Below are 26,031 nucleotides of genomic sequence, written 5' to 3' on the forward strand. Positions count from 1 at the left end.
AATTAAAAACCTTTCTTCCTCCTAATACCTGCCGGGCGCGCTTTCTTCTTGTCAGGTTCTTCTTCTTCGCTGCCGATGTCGGTACCATAGCGGCGGGCCATTTTGGCTACACGTTCTTCGAGGGTTTCGGTGGTGAGTTTGTCGCGGCTCAGATTATCTACCATTATAGGGAAGGCGAACGGGGTAGGGCGTTCTATGGTTTTCAGGATGATGCTTTGCTTTTCTATCCGTTGCAGCGCCATCCTCAGCCTGAACTCTTCGAGCTGAAAGGCGAGGGCTTCGTTATAGGCTTGTCGTATCAAAAGATTATCGGGCTCATATTCGCTGAATACCTCGAAAAGCAGGGAAGTTGATGCCTGTAAATGCTTGTTCTTGATCTGCTGACCGGGGTAACCGGTGAACACCAGGCCGCCGATGTGGGCAATATCCCTGAAACGGCGCCGGGCCATTTCGTTGGCGTTTAAGCTATGAAGAATATCATCTAACAGGTTATTGATGGAGAAAAAGTCGGCATCTTCCAGTATTTCTTCAATGGCGATGTCTTCGTCAGACAGCAGCTCAAACCCGTAATCGTTCATGGCGATGGAGAAGCTGGCCGGTCGTACCTTGGCAATGCGATAGGCAAACAGCGAAGCCATGCCCTCGTGCACCAAACGGCCCTCGAAAGGGTAAAATATAAGGTGATGCCCCTCGCGCGATTTAAACGACTCTATCAAAAACTCATGGCTTTGCGGCAGGTGCGAAAGTTCAGCCTGTAATTTAAACAGCGGTTTCAGGGCAATTACTTCTTCGTCGGTTTCGCCGCCATGGGCCACCTCATCCAGCTTATCCCTGAAAACGGCGGATAACTGCGATGATAGCGGCATTCGTCCGCCTGCCCAACTGGGAATCAATCCTTTTTTTGCATTCGATTTCTTTACAAAGGCCGTCATCTCCTTTACGTGTAAAAACTCCAGGCTGCGGCCCGCGAACCAAAAGGTGTTGCCCGGTTTCAATTTTGATATAAAGCCCTCTTCAATAGTGCCCAAACTACCGCCGCTAAGCCATTTCACCCGGATGCTAAGCTCGCTGGTAATGGTACCAATGCTAAGTCGGTGACGCATGGCCACCCTACGACTGTTTACCTTGTACAGGCCTTCTTCTACCTCTACCTTTAAAAATTCATCATATTGGGCGAGGGTTTTGCCGCCGTTGGTAATAAAATCAAGCAGTTGATTGTACTCGTTGCGATTCAGATCGGCAAAGGCGTAAGTTGATTTTACTTCGTTGAACAATTCATCTGCCCTGAAACCATCAGAAACCGCCAGCGTGACCATGTATTGTATCAGCACATCCATGGTAAGCAGCATAGGATCGCGGCTTTCAAATATGCCTTGTCTTATGGCCTGCTTAAGCGCAGCGCCCTCCAATAGTTCGAGCGAGTGGGTGGGTACAAAATAGGCCTTTGATACCGCGCCGGGGTGGTGACCGCTTCGGCCTGCACGCTGCATAAAACGGGCCACGCCTTTAGGGCTGCCCACCTGCACCACGGTATCTACCGGCCGAAAATCGACCCCCAAGTCTAAGCTCGAAGTACATACCACTGCCTTCAACGCTTCGGCATGCAGGGCCTGCTCTACCCAGTTGCGCAATTCATTATCCAGCGAGCCATGGTGCATGGCCAAAATGCCTGCATACTCAGGATAGTTATCAATGATGGCATGGTACCATATTTCTGCCTGTGAACGGGTATTACAAAATATCAGCGTGGTTTTGCTTTTGGCCACCAACTCCATTACCTGCGGCAAAAGCTTTACGCCGATATGCCCCGTCCACGAATAGTTTTCGATATTAGGGGGAATAACCGAACGGATATCCAGTTTCTTTTCCAGGTTAGCCCGCACCATCTTTATCTTATCTGCCGGGAAGGTATTGCCTAATAATACTTCTGCCGCTTGTTCCAAATTGCCGATGGTGGCGCTGATCCCCCAGATTCTTAGGTGAGTTGTGGGGGGTAAGTGCCCGTTGCTTAGTACTTTTAGTTTGCTTAGGCCCAGTTCTACTTGTACTCCACGTTTGGTGCCTAATAATTCGTGCCATTCGTCAATTACAACTACTTGCAGGTTTTTAAATATCTTGGGATATTCCTTTTGGGCCAGCATCAGGTGCAGGCTTTCGGGGGTGGTAAGCAGTACTTCGGGCAGCTTGCGTTTTAGGGCTTGCTTTTCGGCGGCAGATGTATCGCCGGTACGTGTACCAATGCGCCAGGGCAGGCCGAGCTCGTCGCAGGCTTCCTGCATGGCTTTGCGGATGTCGTTGGTAAGTGCCCGCAGCGGGGTGATCCACAGCATTTGCAGGCCATTATCCTTACGGGTTGAGTAGGTATCGGGGTGCCGGTTAATATAATCGGCCACGAAGGGTAAAAACAGCGCGAATGTTTTGCCGCTGCCGGTAGGGGCGTTCAGCAAACCGGAGTAACCTTGCAGGTAGGTGGCCTCCATTTCTTTCTGAAACGGAAACTGCCTCCAGCTTTTTTCTTTATACCACGCTTTTATTACCTGCTGCCCTTTACTGCTCATATAATGCAAATAACAAAATAAGGTTGATTTGGTTATATATCTGTTATACCAAAAACTACAACCATGTTAAAACGAACTTTTGTTATACTTTTTGCACCGCTATTGTTTGCCTGCAATCAGCCCGATAAAAAAACTGAAACTACCGATACCTCAGTAGCCAATTCGGCCGATACAGCGGTTGCTACCGTTAAAGAGAATACCGCCAACCAACTCATCAGCCCGGGGCAGGGCATCGGCCATTTGCGTGTTGGTCAGCCTGCCGATAGCGCCATTGTGCTGCTGGGCAGACCCGATTCGTCCGATGCGGCTATGGGCAGCTCGCTGATGGCCTGGTATGCCAAACACGATAGAAAGGGTTATCGCACCGCCATCTTCGCGCATCGTAACATGGGCGGTAAGGATGAAAATACCAGCTACATTAAAAAAATAATGGTGAACTCGCCATGGTTTAAAACTCCAGAAGGCTTATCAACAGGTGCCGGATTAGAGGATATCAAAAAAGCTTACACGCTAAAGCAGGTAAGCAGTTTTACTGCCGATGCTAAAAAGGTAATTGTGTATGATGATAACGCCAAGGGAATTACTTTCGAGGTAGATTCGGTAAGTAATAAGTGCGTGGCCATAGTGGTGTACAAGCCCAATGAAGGCTCGGGGACTTATCTGGATATGCATTGATTAGATGCAAGAGTTAAGATTCAGGAGTCAAGAATTAGAATAGCAATTACGTTGATTAGATGCAAGAGTTAAGATTCAGGAATCAAGAATCAGAATAACAATTACATGGATTAGATGTAAGAGTTAAGATACGGGAAACAAGATAAATTGTTGCACAAAGAGAAAGCCGGTTGTTTTGCAACCGGCTTTCTCTTTATCTGATGAGTTCTATCCTGATTCCTGAATCTTAACTCTTGATTCTTACCAGGATTACTTCTTCTCCGGCATTAATATCAGTTTAATGAGGTTTTTGCCATTCAGGTAAGTGTTGGCGGCCTCTTTAGTGCTTTGTACGGTAACTTTGGCAACCGTTTTATCGTGATACATAATGCGGTGCGGATCTTCCTGATTTTGTGAGCCACCGGCAAGGTAGCCTGTCCAGAAGTAATTTTCGCGCAGTTGTACCTGGGTTGAACGCAGGTCTTCGGCAGCAAACTTTTGAATGTCGGTTTGTACCGCGCCGTTTTGTTTCAATTTGTTTATTTCTTCAAGCGTGGCGGCAATCAGCTTGTCAACATTTTCGGGAGCGCAACCAAAAGATACCGTGATGCTGTACTTGCTTTTCGGCGTTTTATTGTAATGCGCGTTTACCCCCGGCGCGTAAGCACCGCTTTCCTGTTCGCGTAAGCGTTCGGTCAGTTTAATGTTCAATATTTCTTCAAGCGCATCTATCTGTATGTTGTTATCCTCGCTGTACTGATAATCGCCGCTGAAAACAAGCTGCACATTGCTCTTATCACCAATACCTTTGTACACGGTTTTGGTAACTTGTCCGCTTACAGGGTACATATTCAGGTCCTTAAAAGTTTCTTTACTGTTGCTTGATGGCAGGCTGGCCAGGTAAGTGGTTAATAACGGTTTTATTGACAGTACGTTAAAGCTACCCACCAGTGTAAAGGTGAAATTGCTGGCGTCGGAAAAACGTTTGTGGTAAAAATCGAAAGCTTTATCAAGCGATGCCGCACTCAGTTTTTCAACCGTAGGCACCATTGCACGCGGATTGTAATTGTTCATTACAGCGCTCACGGTATCCTGATATACGCTACCCGGATCAAGGCCGCGATTGGCTAAAAGCGATTTGGTTTGCGAGATACTTGACTGCCATATATCCAGATCCTTACGTGGCTGGGTAAAATACAGGTTGATCAACTGAAACGCGGTTTCCAGGTCTTTTGGTGCCGCGTTACCCGAAAAGCCTTGTGTATTATCGCTGATGTATGGATTGATGGTAACGTTTTTACCTGTAAGCAGTTTGTCCAGTTGAATCTGGTTAAACTCGCCCACACCGCTGCTTGATACTACCTGTCCGGCAAAGCTGGCAGAAGTGAAATCCTGATCAGCAGCCAGCGACGTACCGCCAAAGCTGTACCCGGTAATTACCACCTGGTCGTTTTTAAAGTTGGTAGGTTTAAGTATCACCTTAACACCGTTTGATAACGTAATGTTGGTAACACCTATTGAATCATCTTTTTGTTCATCAGTAATAGTACCCGCCTCCGGAATTTTCTCCATCAATGGCTTGGTGCTTACGTTATCCACATAAGGGGTAACGGTTTTACCAGCGGTATTGATCCAGCTTAATAGCGTAGCTTCATTTGGTAACTTATCTTTTTCCTTATCTGGCGCTTCAACAATAATAACACGGTTTTGGTCGGATATGAATTTGCCCGCCAATGCGTTCATTTGCGCCAGGGTGATGTTGTTGATATTGCTTACATAAAAGCTGTATTCGTAATCGATACCCGGTATAGCCTGCCCTGTAAGGAAATGCTGCTGGTACTCACCTACAAAATTAACAGAGCGGGTTTTATCACGTTCTTTCCACGAGTTACCAATTTGAATCAGCGCGTTTTGTTTAGCGCGTTCAAACTCGGTAAGGGTAAAGCCGAACTTGCGGGCTCGTTCTATCTCGGCAACGAGAGTTTTCACCGCACCTTCCAACTCACCCGGACGAGCAACTACTACCGACGAAAAGGCATCTAAATTAGCCAAAAAGCCGCCGTAGCTGGCGCTGCCGTATAAAAATGGCGGAGCTGGTTTTTGCAACAATTCGTTTAAGCGGGCATTAAGCATTTGGTTAAACAAGGCCACACGCATATTTTGCAGGTAATCGGTAGTGGTTTTAACGTTTGTTTTGGGATGCTTAACAATAATTTGAGCCAGCGTGTACGGAAACTCGCCATCGGTAGCAAATTTTACAATGGTACCCGGCGTAGCAGGTACGCTGTATTCGGTGCGCGGCTTTTCGCCGGCAGGGTTTTTAAGGCCTGAGAATTTTTGTTTGATAAGTTCCTCAACACGTTTCGGATCAAAATCGCCCACGGCAATTACCGCTTGCAGATCGGGACGATACCAATCCTCGTAAAAACTCTTAATGGTAGCTAAGTTGAAGTTCTTAATAATATCTTCTTTACCTTTTGGCAAACGCGATGCATAGCGCGAATTATTAAGCAATACCGGCAAGGTTTGCAGTTGCAGGCGTTCCTGGGCGTTCTTTCCGCGTAAGCGAAGTTCTTCCAGTACCACACCGCGTTCTTTATCCAGTTCAGCCTGATCAAAGCTGACATAACCTGCCCAGTTGGCCAATATGTCAAAGCCTTTTTCAAATACCTTTACGCTATCAGTAGGTAAGGGTAACTGGTATACGGTTTCATCAAATGAAGTGTAAGCGTTAAGATCGGCGCCAAATTTTACGCCTGCACTTTGCAGATAGTTCACAAGCGCGTTCTTTGGGAAATCGCGTGTGCCGTTAAAGGCCATGTGCTCGGTAAAGTGGGCAAGACCTTGCTGCGCGTCGCTTTCCAGTATAGAGCCTGCTTTGTTTACCAAGTAAAGCTCTGCCCGGTTTTGCGGCAAATCATTCTGACGGATGTAATAGGTAATACCGTTTGGCAACTTACCGATGATCACATTTTTATCGGTAGGTAATACAGCCGCTTTTATTTGGGCCTCGGGAGCGGCCGGTTTATTTTTTGGCGAAACGACAGGCTTTTTTTTAACCTGCGCGAATGCGCCTTGTGATGCCACGAACAGTGCAAGGGCCGCTGCGGTGAGCTTTAAATTAATATGCATATTTTTAGTTAATCGGGGAGTATACAATATTCTATAAACGAAACAATTAGTTGCCAATATTAATCAATTAACATCTAACTTAAAATCAAAAATAAAATTGTTGCTAAAGTATTTTTAGAGTGGATGTGATGCATTTGGTTTAGTGTAATTATAAAGCTAAACTACACTTTTATAATGATCTTTTTGCGGTACAGCACCCACATAATTACCCATAACAACATCACCAGTGCCACCGCGGCTGCCAGCGACGCGTTCACCGGCGAAAAGTATGGCTCAAAAGCAAGCTGGTAAATGTTCTTTTCGCCCGATGCGGTATGGAAGGTTATTTTGTACAGATAATGGGGGATATAACCAGAAAGCACGTAGGCCGTAATAGCGTTAATGCCGAAAGGGATAAATATACCGCTGAACCTTTTGTAACCCTGCACATCTATCAGCCAGTAGCAAAATGCTAATCCCATGGTTGCCAGTCCGCCGGTGTAGAGTACGAAGGAACTTGTCCATAAGGCTTTATTGATGGGAAAGAATAAGCCCCAGGCTAAGCCTGCTACGGCAGCCGCGGTTCCGTAAATAAAGAGCCAGCTTACTTTTGTGCCATCATCGTGCTGTTTGCCTTTTAACCAGCTGCCCACCCGTATACCGAAAAGCCCAGTGGCAATGGCAGGTAATGTGCCCAGCAAACCTTCCGGGTCCCAGGTGCGCGATTGGCTCCAGAGGTGGTTCTCGGTAAACACCAGCCTGTCTACCCATGCGCCAATATTGGTTTCGGGTTCGAGATTGGCATGGCCGAAACCCGGTACGGGTACAAAGCACATCATGATATAGTAGCCGATAAGCAATATGCCAAATAGCCAGTCGCGGGTTTTTTGTGAGGTTTTAATATATAATACTGAGCATATAAAGAACACCACACCGATGCGCTGCAACACGCCCGGAAAGCGCAGGTGCTCAAAACCGGGATGAAAGATGAGTTGCGTAACAAGGCTGATGATGATCAATATCAGCGCACGGCGCAATGCGCTCAATATCATTTTAGTATGATTGGCAGGCGTTTCCTTTTTGCTTTCCATAGCATAAACAATAGATACGCCCACGATAAACAGGAATGACGGAAAAATCAGATCAGTAGGGGTACAACCATTCCAAACGGAATGTTCCAGCGGTGGATAGATGTGGCCCCAGTCGCCGGGATTATTAACCAATATCATGGCTGCAACGGTGGCGCCACGAAAAATGTCGAGAGAAAGCAGTCGTTTAGCGGGTAATGCCTGGCTCATTTAGGGTATTGTTGATATGTAAACATAGTTAAAAAAAGTGTTTGTTTTGGGGTATTGTCGGTGCAAAGAATGAAGCAATCTCTACGTAGATTAGGTTTGTGCTGTAATTAACGTTAGTCTGCTCTTGGGCGCAGGGCCCCATTACTTTTGAGGGCAAAAGTAACAAAACCCTTGTCCAGCAAAAGGCTTCTTTGCCGCACAAGGCCATTCCCCCGCAAAACGTGCAGAACTTAGGGCTGGAACTTTTGCCCCTCCGCTCATTTCCTCCCCACATGCAACAAGTTCCTATGCCCGCTTTTGCGCTCCAGGCCACCAAAGTTCTGCCCGCTTTCGCCCGAAGCTGTTTGCTGACGAAACGTAAAACAAAGAGGCTTCCGCAGGGAGCCTCACAACTCACAATTTAAATTTTTAAATAACTTTGAACATGATACCGCTGAACACTAACCTGCAATACCTCGTTAATATCGCTCAAAAGCCCGAACGTATTGGTATCGGTCTGATGTCGGGTACATCGTTGGATGGCTTGGATATTGCTTTGTGCAGGTTTGCAGGCAGTGGTTTGCAGACGGAATTTGAGCTGTTGAAGTTTATCACTATCCCTTACAATGACCATTTTAAGGACGAGGTACGGCAGGTGTTTGCTAAACGGTCGGCAGATATGGAAAAGCTTTGTTTGCTCAACGCCTATATCGGCAATTTCCATGCGGAACTGATATTGCAGGCGCTTGATCAGTGGGGTATCAAAACCATCGAAGTCGACTTTATAGCCAGTCACGGGCAAACGGTTTACCATGCACCGGCACGTGCGCACGGGCTGGTTAATTACCCCAACAGCACCCTGCAAATTGGCGACGGCGACCATATCGCCGTAAAAACAGGTATACTCACCATCAGCGATTTCAGGCAGAAGCATATTGCTGCCGGAGGCGAGGGTGCTCCGCTGGCTTTGTACGGTGATGCCATACTGGGCAGCAAAAAAGGTGAGAACCGTATTTTGCTCAACATGGGTGGTATAGCCAACCTTACTTGGTTGCCGGGCGACGATCTGTCGGGGATAATTTGTACCGATATTGGGCCGGGGAATACGCTGATAGATGCCGCCACGAAAAAATATTTCAACAAGCCTTATGATGAAGACGCGCGGATAGCTTATTTGGGCACCATCAATACAGCATTGTTGGATGCCTTGCTGGATAATCCTTTCTTCTGGGCTGACCTGCCCAAAACTACCGGTCCCGAACTGTTTAACCTTGCGTATGTTGAGCAGGCACAGCAACGAAGTGATACCACAAACATTAGTCCGGCCGATCTGATCACTACATTAAGTGCTTTTACAGCCACCGGTATCGCGGCCTTTATTAACAAATACCTGCCAGGCGAAGATATTAAGCTGTTTGCCAGCGGAGGCGGAGCGAGCAACCCATTTATTATTGAACAGCTACAAAAGGCATTACCGGCTTTGGTGATAGCCGACACCCGCGCTTTAGGGATAGACCCGGATGCCAAAGAAGCGATATTGTTTGCCTTATTGGGTAATGAGGCCCTGATAGGCAGTCCGCTGAAGATTGGGGATAATCCGGCTGTATTGATGGGTAAGTTTAGTTTCGCGGGTTAAATACTCGATCTACGCTTCGCTGGATCACCCTCTCTGCTGCGCAAAGATGGTTAATTGCAAGATGAATTTGGCTAACTCCCTCTTTGCGCAGCAGAGAGGGGAGTCGAGCGCAGCGATGACAGGGTAAGTTATCATCTAAAAGCAACAAAATTTCGTTACGCTTTTCAGTTGCTTACTAAGCCATCAACCCATGATTTAAAACTTGTATATTGGCGCAAAATTTCTTACACATGAACTTATACAACATCTTAAAGCAAGCACATTCCGGTTTCAGGTATATTGTGTTCTTTCTAATCGTAATTGCCATTATAAGAGCTGTTGCCGATTGGTTGGGAAAAAAATCATATACCGAGGGTAACCGCAAATGGAATTTGTTCACCCTCATATCTGCTCACGTGCAGCTTTTACTGGGTTTAGTGTTGTACTTTTTAAGTCCGTTTGTGCAATTTACCAGCCAAACCATGAAAAATGCCGAAACCCGTTACTGGACAATGGAACACGTGGTAATGATGATATTGGCAATAGTTTTGATCACTATCGGTCACAGTAAATCTAAAAAGATCGTACTTCCCGAAGGTAAACACAAAACTATCGCGATATTTTACGGGATGGCTTTATTGGTAATTATTGTGGCAATTGTGCAAAGTGGCCGACCATTATTTGGTGTTTCGCACTAAAAAGTTCACAAAAAGTTTGGTAATTCAAATTTCTTTATAAATTTGCCACGCAATATGATCAAAATCACTCAAATAAACATTTGGTGGCACCAATTAACCTTGGCAGCCGGATGGAGTATTTGATACAAACTACTAACCAATTATAAACCTACTTGGAACCCGGCGAACACCAATTCGACGGGTTTTTTTATTTTTAAGATTTTAACGGATGAAAAAATATAAAATTGTAACTACACACAAAAAACTACTGGCCGATACCACAACGCCGGTGAGTATATACCTTCGCCTGCGCGATGTTTACCCAAATTCGCTATTGCTGGAGAGTTCCGATTACCATAGCCGCGAAAACAGTATGAGCTATGTTTGCTGCGAACCCCTTAGCGGACTGGCGCTTAACCAGGGCGAGCTTAAAATTCAATATCCCGGTGATGATAAAGCCACGTTTAAACCAGGCGAGTTTGAATTGCTGGGGCAGATCAACGATTTTTTATCGTTGTTTGAAACTACCGATGGTCCGGCAAAAATGATATCGAACGGCTTGTTCGGCTACTTTACGCACGAGGCGGTAGAGCACTTTGAAACCATTAAGCTAAAACAAAGCAGCGATACTACCCGCCAGATTCCCGAAATGCAGTATTACATATACCGCTACATTATCGCTATTGATCATTTTAAAAATGAGATGTACATTTTCCACAACCAAATTGAGGGCGAAAAAGAAAATGGCGGTATAGAAAAAGTGGAATACCTGATTAAAAACAAAAACTTCCCCGAGTATACTTTCCAAAGCAAGTCCGACGAAAAATCGAACCTGACCAACGAGGAGTTCATTGCCATTGTGGAGAAGATGAAACAGCATATTTATCGCGGTGATGTTTTCCAGATAGTGCCTTCAAGGGCATTTTCTAAGGAATTTACAGGCGATGAATTTAACGTGTACCGTGCACTGCGTTCCATCAACCCGTCGCCATACCTGTTCTATTTTGATTATGGCGATTTCCGCATTTTCGGTTCATCGCCGGAGGCACAGATCACCATCAAAAACCGTGTAGCAAGCATTTTTCCAATAGCGGGCACCTTTAAACGCAGCGGCGATGATGAGCGGGATGCCGAGCTGGCACACAACCTGGAGAACGACCCGAAAGAATCGGCCGAGCACGTAATGCTGGTTGATTTGGCCCGTAACGATCTGAGCCGTCATTGCGAGCAGGTTGAGGTAAAGGCCTTTAAAGAGGTTCAGTACTATTCGCACCTTATCCATTTGGTATCGCATGTGAGCGGCAAGCTGCATCCGGGCGCATCATCGTTTAAAATTGTGGCCGATACCTTCCCGGCAGGCACATTGAGTGGCGCGCCAAAGTACCGCGCTATGGAGATCATCGATGCGAACGAAAATATAAAACGCAGCTTCTACAGCGGTGCCATAGGTTTCCTGGGGTTCAACGGCGACTTTAACCATGCCATCATGATCCGTTCTTTCCTGAGCAAAAACAATACGCTGCATTACCAGGCCGGTGCCGGTATAGTAGCAGGCTCAATAGCCGAAAGCGAACTAAACGAAGTAAACAATAAAATAGCAGCCCTACGCAAAGCCATTGAGCTGGCAGAGGAGCTTTAGTGAGTTGTGAGTTGGATTATGTTAAGTAGAACAAATCGGTGAAATCCTGTTTTTAAAATCCGTGTAATCGGTGGCGAAAAAATCGGAGTAATCGGTGATAAAAAAACAATAAAATGAGTGAAATAACACAAAATATAAATAAGGCGCAGGGCAAGCGCATCCTGATCATAGATAACTATGATTCGTTCACCTATAATTTGGTGCATTTGGTTAACGAAATTGGCTTGCAGTGCGATGTATGGAGAAACGACCAGTTTGCCATTGAGGATGTAGATGCTTACGATCATATCATCCTTTCTCCGGGACCGGGTATTCCATCTGAAGCGGGTTTATTGTTGCAGGTAATTGAGCGTTACGCGCCTACCAAGAGTATTTTTGGCGTGTGCCTTGGTCAGCAGGCTATCGCCGAAGTATTTGGCGGCAGGTTGTACAATTTAAGTCAGCCGATGCATGGTATCGCTACACCTATTAAAGTTACCGACGACCATGAACAACTGTTCATCGGCCTTCCCGAAAGCTTTAATGTGGGCCGTTATCACTCGTGGGTGGTTGATGAAAAAGCACTGCCCGAAGTGCTTACTATTACCGCTATTGATGAAAAAGATAATTCGGTAATGGCATTAAGGCATAAAGAGTTTGATGTTCGGGGCGTACAATTTCACCCGGAATCGATACTGACCGAATATGGCCGTGCAATGATGAAAAACTGGTTAATTCCGCAGGCTAACTAAGGGAACTAACAGAGAATAAAATAAACTGATTTAATACAATTTTGACATAATAAAGCCTGTTTGCCGGGAGGCAGAAGGCCGGGGGGATTTATGAACATACTTGATAAAATAGTTGCCAACAAAAAGAAGGAAGTAGCTTACTCAAAAAACCGTACATCATATACCAAACTGGAAGAATCTGAGTATTTCCACCGGGATGTATACTCGTTTAAAGATTTCCTGCTCGACGAGAACCGAACCGGCATTATCGCCGAGTTTAAGCGCAAGTCGCCCTCAAAAGGCATCATTAATGATAAGGTGACCGTAAAAGAAGTAACTACGGCCTATGCCGCGGCAGGTGCATCAGCATTATCGGTATTAACGGATAAGCAGTTTTTTATGGGCCGCAAAGCGGATGTAATGCGGGCACGTAAGCTGAACACCATCCCGGTATTGCGTAAAGATTTTATGATTGATGAGTACCAGGTGATAGAGGCCAAAGCAATAGGTGCTGATATTATCCTGCTTATTGCCGCCATACTTACCCCGGCCGAAATACAAACCATGGCATCGCTGGCCAAAAGCCTTGGCTTGAATGTATTGCTGGAAGTGCATAACCTCGAGGAGCTGGAGCGCAGCATTAATCCTAACCTGGATGCCATTGGTGTAAACAACCGCAACCTCGCCGATTTTACCGTGTCTGTAGAAACTTCTTTTCAGCTGGCAAAGCATATTCCTGATGAGTTTTTAAAGATCTCCGAAAGCGCTATCAGCAATACCGAAGTGATCAAACAATTAAAACAAGCCGGTTTCAACGGTTTCCTGATAGGCGAAAATTTCATGAAAGAAGAAAACCCGGGAGCGGCGATAAGGGAGTTTGTGAAGGGCTTGTAGTTTTAAATCTTTAACCTGTCATGCTGAGGTACGAAGCATCTATTATGCGCTTTGTTCTTCGTTAGGAATGGTTATGCTTTAATTGAACGTTAGTGGATGTTGCTTTCTTTTTTCTCTCAAAAAAGAAAGTAACCAAAGAAAAAAGTCGCGGCTGCGCAAGAAACTATGTTTGGGTTGTGCTGTGGCAGGTTCTGTGCTACCTGTTCCTTACGATGCCGCATTTTTGTGGGCATGTTAAGGTTGTGCTTTTGCGTAGCGAAGTCCCATCATTCAGCCGCAGCCGCTACGGCCCCGGCCGAGTGGCAACTATTACGCGGCGTCCCGCCGCTGAACATTGCAAGGTATTAATCCCACCCACAGAAACCGCGATCCTCAAACCTGAAACCTCATCCCCACAACTTACAACACACAACTCACAACAAAAATCATTATCTTTGCAACGTCTTAATAATTACTACAATGTATTTAGTATTCGCTTAGTATTTCAATCCCTGAGTTCAGCTATTCCTATATAGCCGGATTGAAACTTATTACCATTAATTATTTTATTGTGTTGCCGGGTTAACTGTGTATGTGCATTTTATGCTATTTTGGCATACGAGCAACTAAAACAACTTGTTTTATTAACTTGGCATTTAGATTGTAAATCATTTTACTGAATGAAACAAAAATTTTATGATACTGCTGTGAAGCAGGAAAGAGCGATTTTGGTTGGCGTAGTTACCGCTAATGAAACCGAAGCGCAAGAGAAAGAATATTTAGAAGAATTAGAATTTCTGGTAGCCACGGCAGGCGGTGATACGGTTAAGTATTTCACCCAAAAGCTGCAGCGACCGGAGCGGGCTACCTATGTTGGTACCGGTAAACTCGAAGAAATAAAGGAATATGTAAAGGCCGAAGAAATTGATATTGTGGTGTTTGATGATGAGCTTTCGCCATCGCAGCTGCGTAATATCGAGAACGAGCTACAGGTGAAAATACTGGACAGGAACAACCTGATCCTTGATATTTTTGCAGGCCGCGCACAAACCGCGCAGGCTAAAACCCAGGTAGAGTTGGCACAGTTGCAATACCTGCTGCCACGCCTTACCCGCTTATGGACGCACTTGGAGCGCCAAAAGGGTGGTATTGGTATGCGTGGACCAGGTGAGTCGCAAATTGAAACGGACAGGCGTTTGATCCTGAACAAGATATCGTTACTAAAGGAACGCCTGAAGCAAATAGATAAGCAGAACGAAACCCAGCGTAAAAATCGTAACCAATTGGTTCGCGCGGCACTGGTGGGTTATACCAACGTGGGTAAATCAACCATCATGAATATGATCTCCAAATCGGAGGTTTTTGCCGAGAACAAGTTGTTCGCTACGCTGGATACCACGGTACGTAAGGTAGTGATTGAAAACGCGCCGTTCCTGTTATCAGATACGGTAGGATTTATCCGTAAGCTGCCTCACCACTTGGTAGAGTGCTTTAAATCGACACTTGACGAGGTACGCGAGGCCGATATTTTGGTGCACGTGGTGGATGTATCGCACCCTAATTTTGAAGATCAGATCCGTACGGTAAACGAAACGCTTAAAGACCTTGGTGTGATTGATAAGCAAACTATCACCGTGTTCAATAAGATTGATGCTTACCAGCCCGTACAAACACACGAAGGCGAAGAAATGCAGCCATTAACACTGGAAGATTTTAAACATACCTGGATGGGTAAAAACAACAGCCCGGCAGTGTTTATATCGGCATCAACCCGCGAAAATATCGACGAGTTCCGCGATCTGCTTTACCAGAAAGTGAAAGCCATCCATACGGAAAGATACCCGTATGATCATTTGCTTTATTAATAGAACATTTTAGTAAATATTGTATAAACCCTTGTTATGCCACGCACAACATGGGTTTTGTATTTAAGGAAACGGCACCGCCGGATTACGGCCTTTCAAGTACCAATGCCAAAGCAGCATGGTGGCCACCGTTTGGTAAGGTTGCCATGCTTTGGCAATAGCGGCTAACTCTTCTTTGCTTGTACCCGCAGGTATATTTTTCACTTTTTTAAGGGCATTTACGGCGGCAAGGTCGCCTATCGGGAAAATATCCGCACGTTGCAAAACAAACATCAGGTAAACATCAACTGTCCAATTGCCAATACCTTTAAGGGCGGTAAGTTTGCTGCGGATCTCGTCATTGGGTAAAGCGGCCAATTCTTCCAGGTCGATAAGCTTGCTCAACAAAGCTTCGGCAAGGTAACGGGTGTAGGCCGTTTTTTGGCGACTAAAATAGCATGCTTTCAATTCCTCATCGGTAAGCAGTAAAACCCTTGCCGGGGTAATTTCCTGTATCCGCTCACGCAATTTATTAAGTGCTGATAACGCCGAGGCCAGCGATACCTGCTGCTCCAGAATAATATGCACCAACGTTTCAAACGTGTTCGGTCGCGACCACATGGGTGGGTAACCGTAAATATCGATAATCCCGGCCAGATCAGCATCGGCAGCAGCCAGCTCATCGCAAATGGTATGGAAGGTAGATAAGTTGAACGTTCGGATCATTTCTTTATACGGACTTTATTAAATACAGAATCCCGGCATATGATGTTTTTTCCATGTAAAGTCACTATTTCATTTTTAAAATATCCGGATAAAAAATGCGGGGCAAGGGTAATGGTATAATCAGCAGCAGAGCTATCCTTTAAATCAAGTACCAAGGGTTTATAAAAATAAGCCCCAAAATCAAACACTAAATTGTCGTATTTACCCACCTCAACACTGAAATCTCTATAAGTTTTGTGGAAACTGATGCCAATCCAGTTGTCGTTATGCGAAACCCCGGAAATTCCTATAGTCTCACCTATAAGGTTTTTGAAGGAAACTTTTATTTCATTATTATTATTATTTAGGTTTTTGGATAAACGCCAGTATCTGAATACATCGGTTGTATCATTATCGCAATTATTGAGAATTAACTTATTATCATAATTTTTATACCATACACCGCTCGTCGCAGTATGTGAACAATCGTAATTTGCTCTCCTTGATGTATCAGATGGGTTAAAAAACTGGTGAATATCTAATTTCTCATATTGAAATGTATGATCGGCATTAATTTTTAATACATTATAATTACTGTTTTTATAACTGTAAATACCAACAATTTCGGGTTTAGTTGTTTTACAACAAGTGAATAGAATAATGATAAGGTATAAAATAGATCTTTTCATGTTTGGCAACACAATTTACTAACTTTTTTAGGATTTGGCGTTTAGTTTTCTGAATTTTACTCGTATGAATAATCTGCCTCCTTTAGCCGAACGCATGCGGCCAAAATCGCTTGATGATTATGTTGGCCAAAAACATTTGGTTGGCCCCGGCGCGGTACTACGCAAAGCGATAGAAAGCGGTTCGCTGCCATCTATGTTATTTTGGGGGCCGCCGGGGGTAGGTAAAACTACACTGGCTTACATTATTTCGCAGTCGTTATACCGTCCGTTCTTTTCGTTAAGCGCTATTAATTCGGGCGTTAAGGATGTACGGGAGGTAATTGAAAAGGCATCCTTGTTGAAAGAGCAGGGCGAAATATTGCCGATATTGTTTATAGATGAAATCCACCGTTTCTCCAAATCGCAGCAAGACTCATTACTTGGCGCGGTAGAACGTGGCATTGTTACGCTGATAGGCGCTACTACAGAGAACCCGTCGTTCGAGGTAATATCGGCTTTGCTATCGCGATGCCAGGTGTACATTTTGCAGCCACTTGCAGAGGACGATCTTGTAAACCTGCTGCAAAAAGCCATGAAGGAAGATGTGGTGCTGAAGGAGAAAAAGATCAGCATTAAAGAGCATGAGGCCTTATTACGCTTGTCGGGTGGTGACGCGCGTAAGCTGCTCAACATATTTGAACTGCTGATAAACGCTTTCGATAGCAAAAAGATAACCCTTACCAACGAAGTGGTGCTGGAGCATGTGCAGCAAAACATGGCGCTGTACGATAAAGCCGGCGAGCAGCATTATGATATTATTTCGGCCTTTATAAAATCAATGCGGGGCAGCGATCCTAATGGTGCTGTTTACTGGCTGGCACGGATGATAGTAGGAGGGGAAGATCCATCGTTTATAGCTCGGCGGATGCTGATACTGGCATCGGAGGATATTGGCAATGCCAACCCTAACGCGCTGCTGTTGGCGCAAAGCTGCTTTGAGGCGGTAAATGTGATCGGTATGCCCGAATCAAGGATCATCCTGTCGCAAACGGCTATTTATTTGGCTACTTCACCAAAAAGTAACGCGAGTTATATGGCCATTAATGAGGCCATTTCACTTGTGCACCAAACCGGCGACCTGCCTGTGCCGCTGCACTTACGCAACGCACCTACCAAACTCATGAAGAACATTGGGTATGGTAAAGATTATAAATACGCCCACAGTTACGATGGCAACTTTACCGATCAGGACTTTTTGCCTGCCGCCATTAAGGGCCGCAAAATATACCAGCCCGGCAATAACCCTAAAGAATACGAAATAAAAGAGAAGCTTAAAAAGCTTTGGGGTGATAGGTATAAGTATTGATAGAGAAGTAAGAGTAAAGATTCAGGATGAATAAATCGCGTCATTGCGAGGAACGAAGCAATCTCTACTTAGGTTAAGCTTATGCTATTATTAACGTCAGTCTGCTCTTGGGCGCAGGCCCCATTACTTTTGAGGGCAAAAGTAACAAAACCCTTCGTCCAGCAAGAGGCTTCTTTGCCGCACTTGGCCATGCCCTGCAAAACGGGCAGAACTTGGGCTGGAACTTTTGCCCCAACGCATTATCCTACCCACATGCAACAAGCTCCTATGCCCGCCTTTGCGCTCCTGGCCGACAACGTTCTGCCCGTTTTCACCCGAAGCTGTTTGCTGACGGGAAAAGCCTCACCTAAGTCCTCTCCAAAGGAGAGGACTTACTTAGCGCGCGGTATACATTTCACTTGTTCATCAACAAATACCTGAAACCTCATCCTCCCTCACAACCTTCAACACACAACTTACAACTCAACTTAAATCTCTTCAGTAACCTTTTCGCCGATTTGCTGTCTCCACATGGCGTAGTACAGGCCTTTTTGGTTGAGCAGGTCGAGGTGGCGGCCCGATTCGATGATGTTGCCTTTTTCCAATACGTATATCCTGTCGGCATGCATAATGGTTGACAGGCGGTGGGCAATCAGTATGGTGATATGGTCGTTCTCTACCGATACATCGCGGATGGTTTCGGTGATTTCTTCTTCCGTTAAAGAATCCAACGCAGAAGTAGCCTCGTCAAACACCAGCAGGTCCGGACGGCGCAGCAGGGCACGGGCTATAGACAGACGCTGTTTTTCGCCACCTGATACTTTTACGCCACCTTCACCAATTACGGTATCCAACCCTTTATCGGCACGGGCTAATAAGGTTTGGCAGGCGGCACGCTGCAATACGTTCATACACTCAGCATCCGTAGCACCCGGGCGAACAAATTGCAAATTCTCGCGGATAGTACCCGAGAAGAGCTGCGTATCCTGGGTTACAAAACCTATCTTTTCGCGTAGCTGATCGAGGTCGATGTCTTTACTTAGTATCTTGTTATATAAAATATCACCTTCCAATGGCTGATATAAGCCAACCAGTAGTTTCACAAGGGTGGTTTTACCCGAGCCTGATGGTCCAACAAAAGCGATGGTTTCGCCCATATTGGTTTCAAAACTGATATTGCTTAGCGCGTTGCGGTTAGCGGTTAAATGCTTAAAAGTAACGTTGCTGAAGGTAAGGTTAGTCACCTTCTCTAATAATACCGGCTTTTCGGGCTTAACATCAATAGGCGTACTCATTATTTTATGGAAGTTGCCTAATGATACCTCGGCCTCGCGCCATGATAATATTACGTTGCCTAACTCCTGCAAAGGGTTAAACAAAAAGAATGAGTAGAACAAAAAGCTGAAATATTGTCCCGGTGAAATGGTGCCTTTAAATATCAGCATCAACAACACCACAACCATAACACTGCGAACCAGGTTTACGGTAGTACCCTGTACAAAACTCATACTGCGTACGTATTTTACCTTTTTCAGTTCAAGGTCGAGTATTTTATAGGTGGTTTTGTTAAGGCGTTCAATCTCCTGATTAGCAAGGCCCAGGCTTTTTACCAGCTCGATGTTCCTTAACGATTCGGTAGTTGAGCCTGCCAGCGCGGTGGTTTCGCCCACAATATTCTTCTGGATGGTTTTTATACGGCGACTCATGGCCATGCTCACAATGGTAATTACCGGGATGGCCGCAAAATAAACCAATGTAACCTTGTAGCTCACACTTGCCGAGTACACAATTACAAATACCATACCTATCAGCGATACAAACAGTATGCTGATGAACGCAGTAATGAATTTCTCGCTATCCAGGCGTACCTTTTGCAAAATGCCCAGGGTTTCGCCGCTGCGCTGGTCTTCAAATACCTGGTAGGGGAGTTGCAGCGAATGCTTCAATCCATCGGCATACATGGCCGCGCCTACCTTTTGGGTAATGATGTTGGTAAAGTAATCCTGAAAATTTTTAGCTATACGCGATACCATGGCGACGCCAATGGCCCAGCTCACCAGTTTTAAAACATTGTGCAGGTACTCGTCGTATTGTAGTTTGCTGCGCTGCTCAATAACGTGGTCAACAATTCGGCCGGTTATGTATGGATCAAGCAGGGAGAAACCTATGTTGAGGCCCGCCAGTATCAGTGCCAGGGCAACTGTTAAGCGGTGCTGTTTTAAGTAAGATAATAGTACGTTCATATTTCGAGGGGCAAAAATAGAAAAAGGGAATGGCTAAGTAGCTCATTCCCTTTTAATTTGACATTAGTTTGGTTTTATACCGTCATGATGTCTTTTTCCTTAGCTTCTGATAATTGGTCAACCTTAACGATGAACGCATCGGTAAGTTTTTGAACTTCAGCTTCGCCAACTTTTATTTCGTCTTCAGAAACACCTTCTGATTTTAATTTTTTGATCTTCTCGTTAGCATCTTTACGGATGTTACGGATAGCGATCTTACCGGTTTCGGCCTCACCTTTAGCTTTCTTAACTAAATCGCGGCGACGCTCTTCGGTAAGCGGTGGTACGTTGATGCGGATGATCACACCATCGTTTTGCGGGTTTACACCAAGGTTAGCTTCTTTAATGGCTTTTTCAATAGCCGGAAGCAATGATTTTTCCCATGGCTGAACGATAATGGTACGTGCATCGGGCGTGTTTACGCTACCCACCTGGCTTAAAGGGGTTGGGGTACCGTAGTAATCAACCGATACATCATCAAGCATTGATGGATTGGCTTTACCTGCACGTATTTTATTCAGTTCACTGTCTGCGTGTTCAATGGCTCTGTCCATTGATGCTTTAGCATCGCTTATTTGCTTTTTAATGAGTTCGCTCATTTTTAAAAATTTTTGACAAAAATAGTAATTTCTACGATTTTAGCTCACCGCAATTTAGTGTTAATGCAGATATATCGATGTTTCGTTATCAAATAAATTTGCCTTTAACGAATAAAAGCCTGCAATTTGCAAGCTTTATTTTATCGGTATTAGTGCATAATACTTTATTTTACAATGGTACCAACGGTTTCGCCGTTAGCAATGCGCATAAAGTTGCCCTCTTTGTTCATATCAAATACGATGATCGGCAGTTTGTTTTCGCGGCAAAGGGTAATGGCAGTCATATCCATAACGTTCAAGCCTTTATCGTAAACTTCCTGAAAAGTGATCTCTTCGTAACGGGTAGCTGTTGGGTCTTTCTCCGGGTCGGCGGTGTAGATACCGTCAACACGGGTACCTTTCAATACCACATCCGCTTTAATTTCAATAGCGCGTAATGAGGCAGCTGTATCGGTAGTAAAATACGGGTTACCTGTACCGGCGCCAAATATTACAATGCGACCACTATGCAAATGCGTCATGGCACGGCGACGGATATAGGGCTCACAGATCTGCTCCATTTTAATGGCCGATTGCAGGCGGGTTTCAATACCGATATCTTCTAAAGCGCTTTGCATGGCCATGCAGTTGATAACGGTGGCCAGCATACCCATATAATCTGCCTGGGCGCGTTCCATACCTGATTTTTCGGCACTTAAGCCCCTGAAAATATTACCGCCACCTATTACTATAGCAATTTCAATACCGGCATCAAAAACAGTTTTAATGTCCTGCGCGTATTGCTGCACCCGGTTATTGTCAATACCATATTGTTTCTCGCCCATCAGCGATTCTCCGCTAAGTTTTAGTAAGATCCTTTTGTACTTCATCAGATGTGTTTTAGATATATGTGTCAGTTAAATTTTGTTAGTATAGATGATGTTACCCTGCAATACGGTTGCTACGGGTGTAAACTTATCATTAAATATTATAAAATCCGCATCAAAACCGGCCTCAATTTTCCCCTTGCGGGTGAGTGATGCCAGCTGCGCCGGATATAAAGAAGCCATGTTTACAGCTTCGGCCAGTTCAATACCCGCTTTTTGTACCCCGTTTTGTACGGCTTTCAGCATGGTAAGGTTCGAGCCTGATAGGGTGCCGTCGGGCATTACAAAATGATCGCCGTTGAGCCTGTGTTTGTATTCGCCGCCGTTGGCAACCGTTACCGCGTCGGTAATAAAGAAGAGGCGGTCGCCCAGTTCCCGTTTGGCCAAAGCGATCATCGCGAAACTTACATGAATGCCATCGGCAACAATGCTGGTATACGGTCGTTTTTCAAAAATGGCAGGGATTATGCCCGGTTTGCGGTGGTGCATTTGAGGCATGGCATTGTATAAATGCGTAGCTGCCTGTACCTGTCCGCTAAAAAAGGCGGAAGCCTGCTCATAACTCGCATCGGTATGCCCGGCAGAGATGATGATGCCTTGCTGGTTCAGGTAGTCGATCACTTCGGTCTCCTGTAGTTCAGGCGCTATAGTGATCATCTTTATGATGCCTTCGCCTTGCTCAACCCATTGGGTGATCTCGCTCAGCGTAGCTTTCTTAATATACTTTTCGGGATGCGCGCCTTTACGTGCGGCGTTTAAATACGGCCCTTCGAGGTGTAACCCTAAAAAGGCGCCTTTGGCTTGTTGGCTGTAAGTTTTAGCGGCTTCAATGCCCTGCTCAACCACGGCATCGCTGTTGGTAGCAATGGTGGCTAAAAAGCCGGTAGTTCCCTGGTTAATCAGGTTATCTTCCAGTTGCTGCAAGGCCGCAACGCTTGGCTCACCGCCAAAAAACAAAGTGCCAGCGCCATAAACCTGCATATCAATTAAACCCGGGGCAAGATAAGCGCCGTTAAAGTCAACTGTTTGAATGTTTGAGGGGAGAGAGGCTTCATCGATAACAGCGCTGATCTTACTACCATCAATTAATACCGCTTTGCCGGAAAGTATAGTTCCGCCGGATATTAGTTGTATGTTATGTAAGGCTATTACCATTCTTTAATTTAGCGCCGTGTTTATTCCGTAAAAAAGCAATCTCATCGTAATACTGAAATTGCTCAAATGCACCGCGAACCGCGATAACGAAAATATATATCAAAAAAAATCCCCGCCTTTCGGCGAGGATTAAAATATTTAAGCTCCTAAAGCAACTCGCTTGAAGGCGGTAACTGTAAGGCCTTTTTCAACAGTGTTTAAGAACTGTGAAATAGTTTTCGATGGATCTTTAACGAACTCCTGGTTCAATAAAGTTGAATCTTTGTAGAATTTGTTCAGTTTACCGGCAGCAATTTTCTCAACCATTTCTTCCGGTTTACCTTCTGCACGGATCTGATCTTTAGCGATAGCTAATTCACGCTCAATAGTAGTAGCGTCAACACCATCTTTATCAATAGCTACAGGGTTCATGGCAGCAATTTGCATTGATACGTCTTTACCTGCTTCATCAGCACCTTCAGCGTTAGCGCTTAAAGCAACCAATACACCTAAACGGAAGTTACCGTGGATGTAAGCGATCACTCTTTCGCCTTCAACTTTTTCAAATTTAGATACACCGATCTTCTCGCCAATTTTACCGGTTTTTTCGGTAGTGGCTTCGCCGATAGTGATACGTGCAGTATCAACATCGATAGAAAGGTTGTTCAGTTCTTCAAGAGTTGCAGGGTTTTGCTCAACAGCTTCGTTAGCGATAGCGTTAGCGAAAGCGATGAACTCAGCGTTCTTAGCCACGAAATCAGTTTCGCAGTTAAGTTCGATGATCACACCACGTTTGCCATCGGCAGACGTACGTGCAATAACCACACCTTCGTTTGATTCCCTGTCCTGGCGGCTGGCCGCAACTTTAGCACCTTTTTTTCTTAAGAAATCGATAGCAGCTTCAAAATCGCCATTGGTTTCAGTTAAAGCTTTTTTGCAATCCATCATACCGGCACCAGTTTGCTGGCGCAGTTTGTTTACGTCGGCTGCAGATATTTGTACTGTAGACATTGTTAATTTTTTTGTTTTATGTTAAAAAGTTGCGAGTTATAAGCAAAAGTAGGTTACTACTGTTAACTTACAACTCACAACTAAAATAAATTATTCTTCTGAACCTTCAGCAGCAGGAGCTTCTGTTTCGGCTTCAGCCTCAGCAGTTACTCTTTTTCTTTTACCGCCTTCAGCAGTTTCAGGAGCGTCAGCTTTTGCTTTAGCAGCAACTGCTTCTTTTTCAGCTTCGTCTTCTTTATCGCGTTTGCGCTCATCTAAACCTTCTTCAATAGCTTTGATGATGATAGAAGTGATCAAAGAGATTGATTTGGTTGCATCATCATTCGCCGGGATAGGGAAATCGATGTTTGAAGGATCAGAGTTAGTATCAACCATTGCAAAGGTTGGGATATTTAACTTTAACGCTTCAGAAACCGCGATATGCTCTTTTTTAACGTCGATCAGGAAAAGCGCAGCCGGTAAACGGTTCAGGTCGGCAATACCGCCCAAAAGGCTTTCCAATTTGATACGCTCACGCTGAATCATCAGTCTTTCTTTTTTAGAAAGGTTGCTGTAAGTACCGTCTTTAGTCAATTTATCGATGTTTGACATCTTTTTGATCGACTTACGTACAGTAGCGAAGTTAGTTAACATACCACCCAACCAACGCTCGGTGATGAAAGGCATGTTTACTGTTTTTGCTTGCTCAGCAACGATGTCTTTAGCTTGTTTCTTGGTAGCAACAAACAAAACTTTACGTCCTGATTTTACAATTTGTTTTATAGCTGCAGCAGCTTCTTCAACCTTAGTTAAGGTTTTATTTAAATCGATAATGTGGATACCGTTACGCTCCATGAAAATGTACTGTGACATTTTCGGATCCCATTTGCGGGTAAGGTGACCAAAGTGTACACCTGCATCCAGTAAATCCTGATATGTTGTTCTAGCCATTGTTGAGTCCTCCTTAAAATATTAACGTTTACTGAATTGAAATCTTTTCCTTGCTTTCTTGCGTCCTGGTTTTTTACGCTCAACCATACGGTCATCGCGGGTCATTAAACCTTTAGCACGCAGTGCCGGTTTCTTTTCAGCGTCAAGCTCAACAATAGCTTTAGCGATAGCTAAACGAACGGCTTCTGCCTGTCCTTTAACACCACCACCTGCTACGTTTACCTTAACATCGTATTTGCCTGCAACACCTGCAACTTCAGTTGACTGAGTTACAATGTATTGTAAAGGCAATGTAGGGAAGTACTCTTTGTAATCTTTACCGTTAACGATAATAGCGCCGTTGCCATCGTTAAGATAGATGCGGGCAACTGCTGTTTTTCTTCTGCCTGAAGTGTTAGTTGTTGGCATTTCTTTTCTCCTTTGAAATTAAAAAATTAAATGGCTTTTGGGTTTTGTGCAGCATGAGGATGCTCAGCACCTGCATATACATGCAAATTGCCGAATAATGCTTTGCCCAAACGATTTTTAGGTAACATACCACGTACCGCTTTTTCAATTACACGGTGAGGATGTTTTGCCATTAACTCCTTAGGAGAAATGAATTTTTGACCACCCGGGTAACCGGTGTAAGAAACATATTGTTTATCGCTAAACTTGTTTCCGGTCAACTTTACCTTGTCTGCATTGATAACAATAACATTATCACCGCAGTCTACGTTCGGGGTGAAACCAGGCTTGTTTTTTCCTCTGATGATCATAGCGATCTTAGAAGACAAGCGCCCCAAAATCTCGCCTTGTGCGTCAACAACAACCCATTCTTTGTTAACGGTTTTTTTGTTGGCTGAGACAGTTTTGTAACTTAACGTATTCACTTGCTTAAAATTAAATTAATTAAACGTTTATTATACCCCGTAATTACGGGACTGCAAAGATACGTCTTTTTATATCAATGTCAAATGCTTTTTGCGATTTGTTTTTATGCCCGTCAATTGCAGGTATAGGGTTGATTGTGTGATGGGTTATATGCTTCGTTGATGAAGGCTGTATGTTTGGTAAAACGATACTGAGAGAGTGTATTTGTGGAACAACTGTGTGACATATTGCAGTTGTGGATTTTTTTATGAAAATCAATGGCTGTGGTGCTTTTGTTCCGGCAGCCCCGCTTTTCGCTCATACGCGCGCAAGGCCTTGGGCGCCGGGCAGGTATCCGCTTCAATCGGGTTTAGTTGGGAGTTTCAGTGGCGGGGTTTCAGGTTCGGGGGTCGGGTGGGTATGTGGGGTAGGGTTTAGGTTATCAGCGTAAGCAACTCACCCGATCTACGCTTCGCTGGATCTCCCTCTCTTTGCAAGCAAAAAGAGGGAAGGAATAAATTAAAAAAATATGTAAGCCCTCTTTACGCTTGCGTAGAGGTACTGTCTTTAAAAGCAAATAATATTTAATAATTTTGATCATTCAATGAGGGCCTCCACTTGGAAGTTCATCACGTGTAGCCCTGGTTTGCCGGGGCTATTATTTTTTCAGATTGATAGGTA

General features: G+C 44.7%; 22 protein-coding genes. 9 read left to right on the forward strand and 13 right to left on the reverse strand.

Features of this window, described 5'->3' with window-relative positions; all coding sequences use genetic code 11:
* Window positions 1-2: 2 nt before the first annotated feature.
* Window positions 3-2,558: a ligase-associated DNA damage response DEXH box helicase gene (locus tag ABD894_RS20185; RefSeq protein ID WP_345212879.1), complete on the reverse strand. Its 2,556-nt coding sequence runs from the start codon at window positions 2,556-2,558 to the stop codon at window positions 3-5.
* Window positions 2,559-2,621: 63 nt separating this feature from the next.
* On the opposite strand from ABD894_RS20185, the gene ABD894_RS20190 reads away from it, so the two are divergent.
* On the forward strand, window positions 2,622-3,233 hold the full coding sequence (locus ABD894_RS20190) for a hypothetical protein (RefSeq protein WP_345212880.1): 612 nt from the start codon (window positions 2,622-2,624) through the stop codon (window positions 3,231-3,233).
* A gap of 249 nt (window positions 3,234-3,482) precedes the next feature.
* Here ABD894_RS20190 and ABD894_RS20195 read toward each other — a convergent pair whose 3' ends face one another.
* Both ABD894_RS20195 and ABD894_RS20200 read right to left on the reverse strand, forming a co-directional pair.
* Window positions 3,483-6,344 (reverse strand): M16 family metallopeptidase, encoded by a 2,862-nt coding sequence (locus ABD894_RS20195; protein WP_345212881.1) that lies wholly within the window; start codon window positions 6,342-6,344, stop codon window positions 3,483-3,485.
* A 161-nt stretch (window positions 6,345-6,505) separates the two neighbouring features.
* Window positions 6,506-7,621: an acyltransferase family protein gene (locus tag ABD894_RS20200; RefSeq protein ID WP_345212882.1), complete on the reverse strand. Its 1,116-nt coding sequence runs from the start codon at window positions 7,619-7,621 to the stop codon at window positions 6,506-6,508.
* A gap of 424 nt (window positions 7,622-8,045) precedes the next feature.
* Between ABD894_RS20200 and ABD894_RS20205 the strand changes: the two genes are divergently transcribed.
* From ABD894_RS20205 to hflX, 7 genes are all read left to right on the forward strand, one after another.
* Window positions 8,046-9,236 carry an anhydro-N-acetylmuramic acid kinase gene (locus ABD894_RS20205; RefSeq protein ID WP_345212883.1) on the forward strand — a complete coding sequence of 397 codons (1,191 nt, stop codon included), beginning with the start codon at window positions 8,046-8,048 and terminating at the stop codon, window positions 9,234-9,236.
* Between the two features lie 230 nt (window positions 9,237-9,466).
* Window positions 9,467-9,913: a cytochrome B gene (locus ABD894_RS20210; RefSeq protein WP_345212884.1), complete on the forward strand. Its 447-nt coding sequence runs from the start codon at window positions 9,467-9,469 to the stop codon at window positions 9,911-9,913.
* A 208-nt stretch (window positions 9,914-10,121) separates the two neighbouring features.
* Complete coding sequence (locus tag ABD894_RS20215; RefSeq protein WP_345212885.1) at window positions 10,122-11,531, forward strand: anthranilate synthase component I family protein; 1,410 nt, start codon at window positions 10,122-10,124, stop codon at window positions 11,529-11,531.
* 113 nt (window positions 11,532-11,644) lie between these two features.
* Window positions 11,645-12,262, forward strand: a complete 618-nt coding sequence (locus ABD894_RS20220; RefSeq protein ID WP_345212886.1) for an anthranilate synthase component II — start codon at window positions 11,645-11,647, stop codon at window positions 12,260-12,262.
* A 90-nt stretch (window positions 12,263-12,352) separates the two neighbouring features.
* Entirely contained in the window at window positions 12,353-13,135 is a 783-nt protein-coding gene (trpC, locus tag ABD894_RS20225) for an indole-3-glycerol phosphate synthase TrpC (RefSeq protein WP_345212887.1), read from the forward strand.
* 92 nt (window positions 13,136-13,227) lie between these two features.
* The gene (locus tag ABD894_RS20230; RefSeq protein ID WP_345212888.1) at window positions 13,228-13,650 is read left to right on the forward strand and encodes a hypothetical protein; all 423 of its coding nucleotides are present in this window, start codon (window positions 13,228-13,230) and stop codon (window positions 13,648-13,650) included.
* Window positions 13,651-13,794: 144 nt separating this feature from the next.
* Window positions 13,795-14,979, forward strand: coding sequence for a GTPase HflX (gene hflX, locus ABD894_RS20235; RefSeq protein WP_345212889.1), 1,185 nt, complete (start codon window positions 13,795-13,797; stop codon window positions 14,977-14,979).
* Window positions 14,980-15,042: 63 nt separating this feature from the next.
* On the opposite strand, the gene ABD894_RS20240 is transcribed toward hflX, so the two are convergent.
* Together ABD894_RS20240 and ABD894_RS20245 are read right to left on the reverse strand one after the other, a co-directional pair.
* Entirely contained in the window at window positions 15,043-15,684 is a 642-nt protein-coding gene (locus ABD894_RS20240; RefSeq protein ID WP_345212890.1) for a DNA-3-methyladenine glycosylase family protein, read from the reverse strand.
* The gene (locus tag ABD894_RS20245) at window positions 15,681-16,352 is read right to left on the reverse strand and encodes a hypothetical protein (RefSeq protein ID WP_345212891.1); all 672 of its coding nucleotides are present in this window, start codon (window positions 16,350-16,352) and stop codon (window positions 15,681-15,683) included. Before ABD894_RS20245 ends, ABD894_RS20240 begins: the two co-directional genes overlap by 4 nt.
* Before the next feature lie 64 nt (window positions 16,353-16,416).
* Between ABD894_RS20245 and ABD894_RS20250 the strand changes: the two genes are divergently transcribed.
* Window positions 16,417-17,697 carry a replication-associated recombination protein A gene (locus tag ABD894_RS20250; protein ID WP_345212892.1) on the forward strand — a complete coding sequence of 427 codons (1,281 nt, stop codon included), beginning with the start codon at window positions 16,417-16,419 and terminating at the stop codon, window positions 17,695-17,697.
* Window positions 17,698-18,164: 467 nt separating this feature from the next.
* On the opposite strand, the gene ABD894_RS20255 is transcribed toward ABD894_RS20250, so the two are convergent.
* From ABD894_RS20255 to rplM, 8 genes are all read right to left on the reverse strand, one after another.
* Window positions 18,165-19,919, reverse strand: coding sequence for an ABC transporter ATP-binding protein (locus tag ABD894_RS20255; protein ID WP_345212893.1), 1,755 nt, complete (start codon window positions 19,917-19,919; stop codon window positions 18,165-18,167).
* A 74-nt stretch (window positions 19,920-19,993) separates the two neighbouring features.
* Window positions 19,994-20,557: a ribosome recycling factor gene (gene frr, locus ABD894_RS20260; protein WP_345212894.1), complete on the reverse strand. Its 564-nt coding sequence runs from the start codon at window positions 20,555-20,557 to the stop codon at window positions 19,994-19,996.
* Between the two features lie 164 nt (window positions 20,558-20,721).
* Window positions 20,722-21,426, reverse strand: a complete 705-nt coding sequence (gene pyrH / locus ABD894_RS20265) for a UMP kinase (protein WP_345212895.1) — start codon at window positions 21,424-21,426, stop codon at window positions 20,722-20,724.
* A 27-nt stretch (window positions 21,427-21,453) separates the two neighbouring features.
* Entirely contained in the window at window positions 21,454-22,578 is a 1,125-nt protein-coding gene (gene nagA / locus ABD894_RS20270; RefSeq protein WP_345212896.1) for an N-acetylglucosamine-6-phosphate deacetylase, read from the reverse strand.
* A gap of 138 nt (window positions 22,579-22,716) precedes the next feature.
* Window positions 22,717-23,568, reverse strand: a complete 852-nt coding sequence (tsf, locus tag ABD894_RS20275) for a translation elongation factor Ts (RefSeq protein WP_345212897.1) — start codon at window positions 23,566-23,568, stop codon at window positions 22,717-22,719.
* Between the two features lie 90 nt (window positions 23,569-23,658).
* Entirely contained in the window at window positions 23,659-24,498 is an 840-nt protein-coding gene (rpsB, locus tag ABD894_RS20280; protein ID WP_345212898.1) for a 30S ribosomal protein S2, read from the reverse strand.
* Between the two features lie 21 nt (window positions 24,499-24,519).
* Window positions 24,520-24,906, reverse strand: a complete 387-nt coding sequence (gene rpsI / locus ABD894_RS20285) for a 30S ribosomal protein S9 (protein ID WP_345212899.1) — start codon at window positions 24,904-24,906, stop codon at window positions 24,520-24,522.
* Window positions 24,907-24,932: 26 nt separating this feature from the next.
* Window positions 24,933-25,370, reverse strand: coding sequence for a 50S ribosomal protein L13 (rplM, locus tag ABD894_RS20290; protein ID WP_345212900.1), 438 nt, complete (start codon window positions 25,368-25,370; stop codon window positions 24,933-24,935).
* Between the last annotated feature and the right edge of the window lie 661 nt (window positions 25,371-26,031).

Origin of the sequence: Mucilaginibacter gynuensis (genome assembly GCF_039541195.1) — a bacterium.
GTDB lineage: Bacteria > Bacteroidota > Bacteroidia > Sphingobacteriales > Sphingobacteriaceae > Mucilaginibacter > Mucilaginibacter gynuensis.

Excerpts from the sequence above, each read along its gene's own strand:
- ABD894_RS20185 (WP_345212879.1), bottom strand. The coding sequence starts at position 2,558 with ATGAGCAGTAAAGGGCAGCAGGTAATAAAAGCGTGGTATAAAGAAAAA.
- ABD894_RS20190 (WP_345212880.1), top strand. The coding sequence starts at position 2,622 with ATGTTAAAACGAACTTTTGTTATACTTTTTGCACCGCTATTGTTTGCC.
- ABD894_RS20195 (WP_345212881.1), bottom strand. The coding sequence starts at position 6,344 with ATGCATATTAATTTAAAGCTCACCGCAGCGGCCCTTGCACTGTTCGTG.
- ABD894_RS20200 (WP_345212882.1), bottom strand. The coding sequence starts at position 7,621 with ATGAGCCAGGCATTACCCGCTAAACGACTGCTTTCTCTCGACATTTTT.
- ABD894_RS20205 (WP_345212883.1), top strand. The coding sequence starts at position 8,046 with ATGATACCGCTGAACACTAACCTGCAATACCTCGTTAATATCGCTCAA.
- ABD894_RS20210 (WP_345212884.1), top strand. The coding sequence starts at position 9,467 with ATGAACTTATACAACATCTTAAAGCAAGCACATTCCGGTTTCAGGTAT.
- ABD894_RS20215 (WP_345212885.1), top strand. The coding sequence starts at position 10,122 with ATGAAAAAATATAAAATTGTAACTACACACAAAAAACTACTGGCCGAT.
- ABD894_RS20220 (WP_345212886.1), top strand. The coding sequence starts at position 11,645 with ATGAGTGAAATAACACAAAATATAAATAAGGCGCAGGGCAAGCGCATC.
- trpC (WP_345212887.1), top strand. The coding sequence starts at position 12,353 with ATGAACATACTTGATAAAATAGTTGCCAACAAAAAGAAGGAAGTAGCT.
- hflX (WP_345212889.1), top strand. The coding sequence starts at position 13,795 with ATGAAACAAAAATTTTATGATACTGCTGTGAAGCAGGAAAGAGCGATT.
- ABD894_RS20240 (WP_345212890.1), bottom strand. The coding sequence starts at position 15,684 with ATGATCCGAACGTTCAACTTATCTACCTTCCATACCATTTGCGATGAG.
- ABD894_RS20245 (WP_345212891.1), bottom strand. The coding sequence starts at position 16,352 with ATGAAAAGATCTATTTTATACCTTATCATTATTCTATTCACTTGTTGT.
- ABD894_RS20250 (WP_345212892.1), top strand. The coding sequence starts at position 16,417 with ATGAATAATCTGCCTCCTTTAGCCGAACGCATGCGGCCAAAATCGCTT.
- ABD894_RS20255 (WP_345212893.1), bottom strand. The coding sequence starts at position 19,919 with ATGAACGTACTATTATCTTACTTAAAACAGCACCGCTTAACAGTTGCC.
- frr (WP_345212894.1), bottom strand. The coding sequence starts at position 20,557 with ATGAGCGAACTCATTAAAAAGCAAATAAGCGATGCTAAAGCATCAATG.
- pyrH (WP_345212895.1), bottom strand. The coding sequence starts at position 21,426 with ATGAAGTACAAAAGGATCTTACTAAAACTTAGCGGAGAATCGCTGATG.
- nagA (WP_345212896.1), bottom strand. The coding sequence starts at position 22,578 with ATGGTAATAGCCTTACATAACATACAACTAATATCCGGCGGAACTATA.
- tsf (WP_345212897.1), bottom strand. The coding sequence starts at position 23,568 with ATGTCTACAGTACAAATATCTGCAGCCGACGTAAACAAACTGCGCCAG.
- rpsB (WP_345212898.1), bottom strand. The coding sequence starts at position 24,498 with ATGGCTAGAACAACATATCAGGATTTACTGGATGCAGGTGTACACTTT.
- rpsI (WP_345212899.1), bottom strand. The coding sequence starts at position 24,906 with ATGCCAACAACTAACACTTCAGGCAGAAGAAAAACAGCAGTTGCCCGC.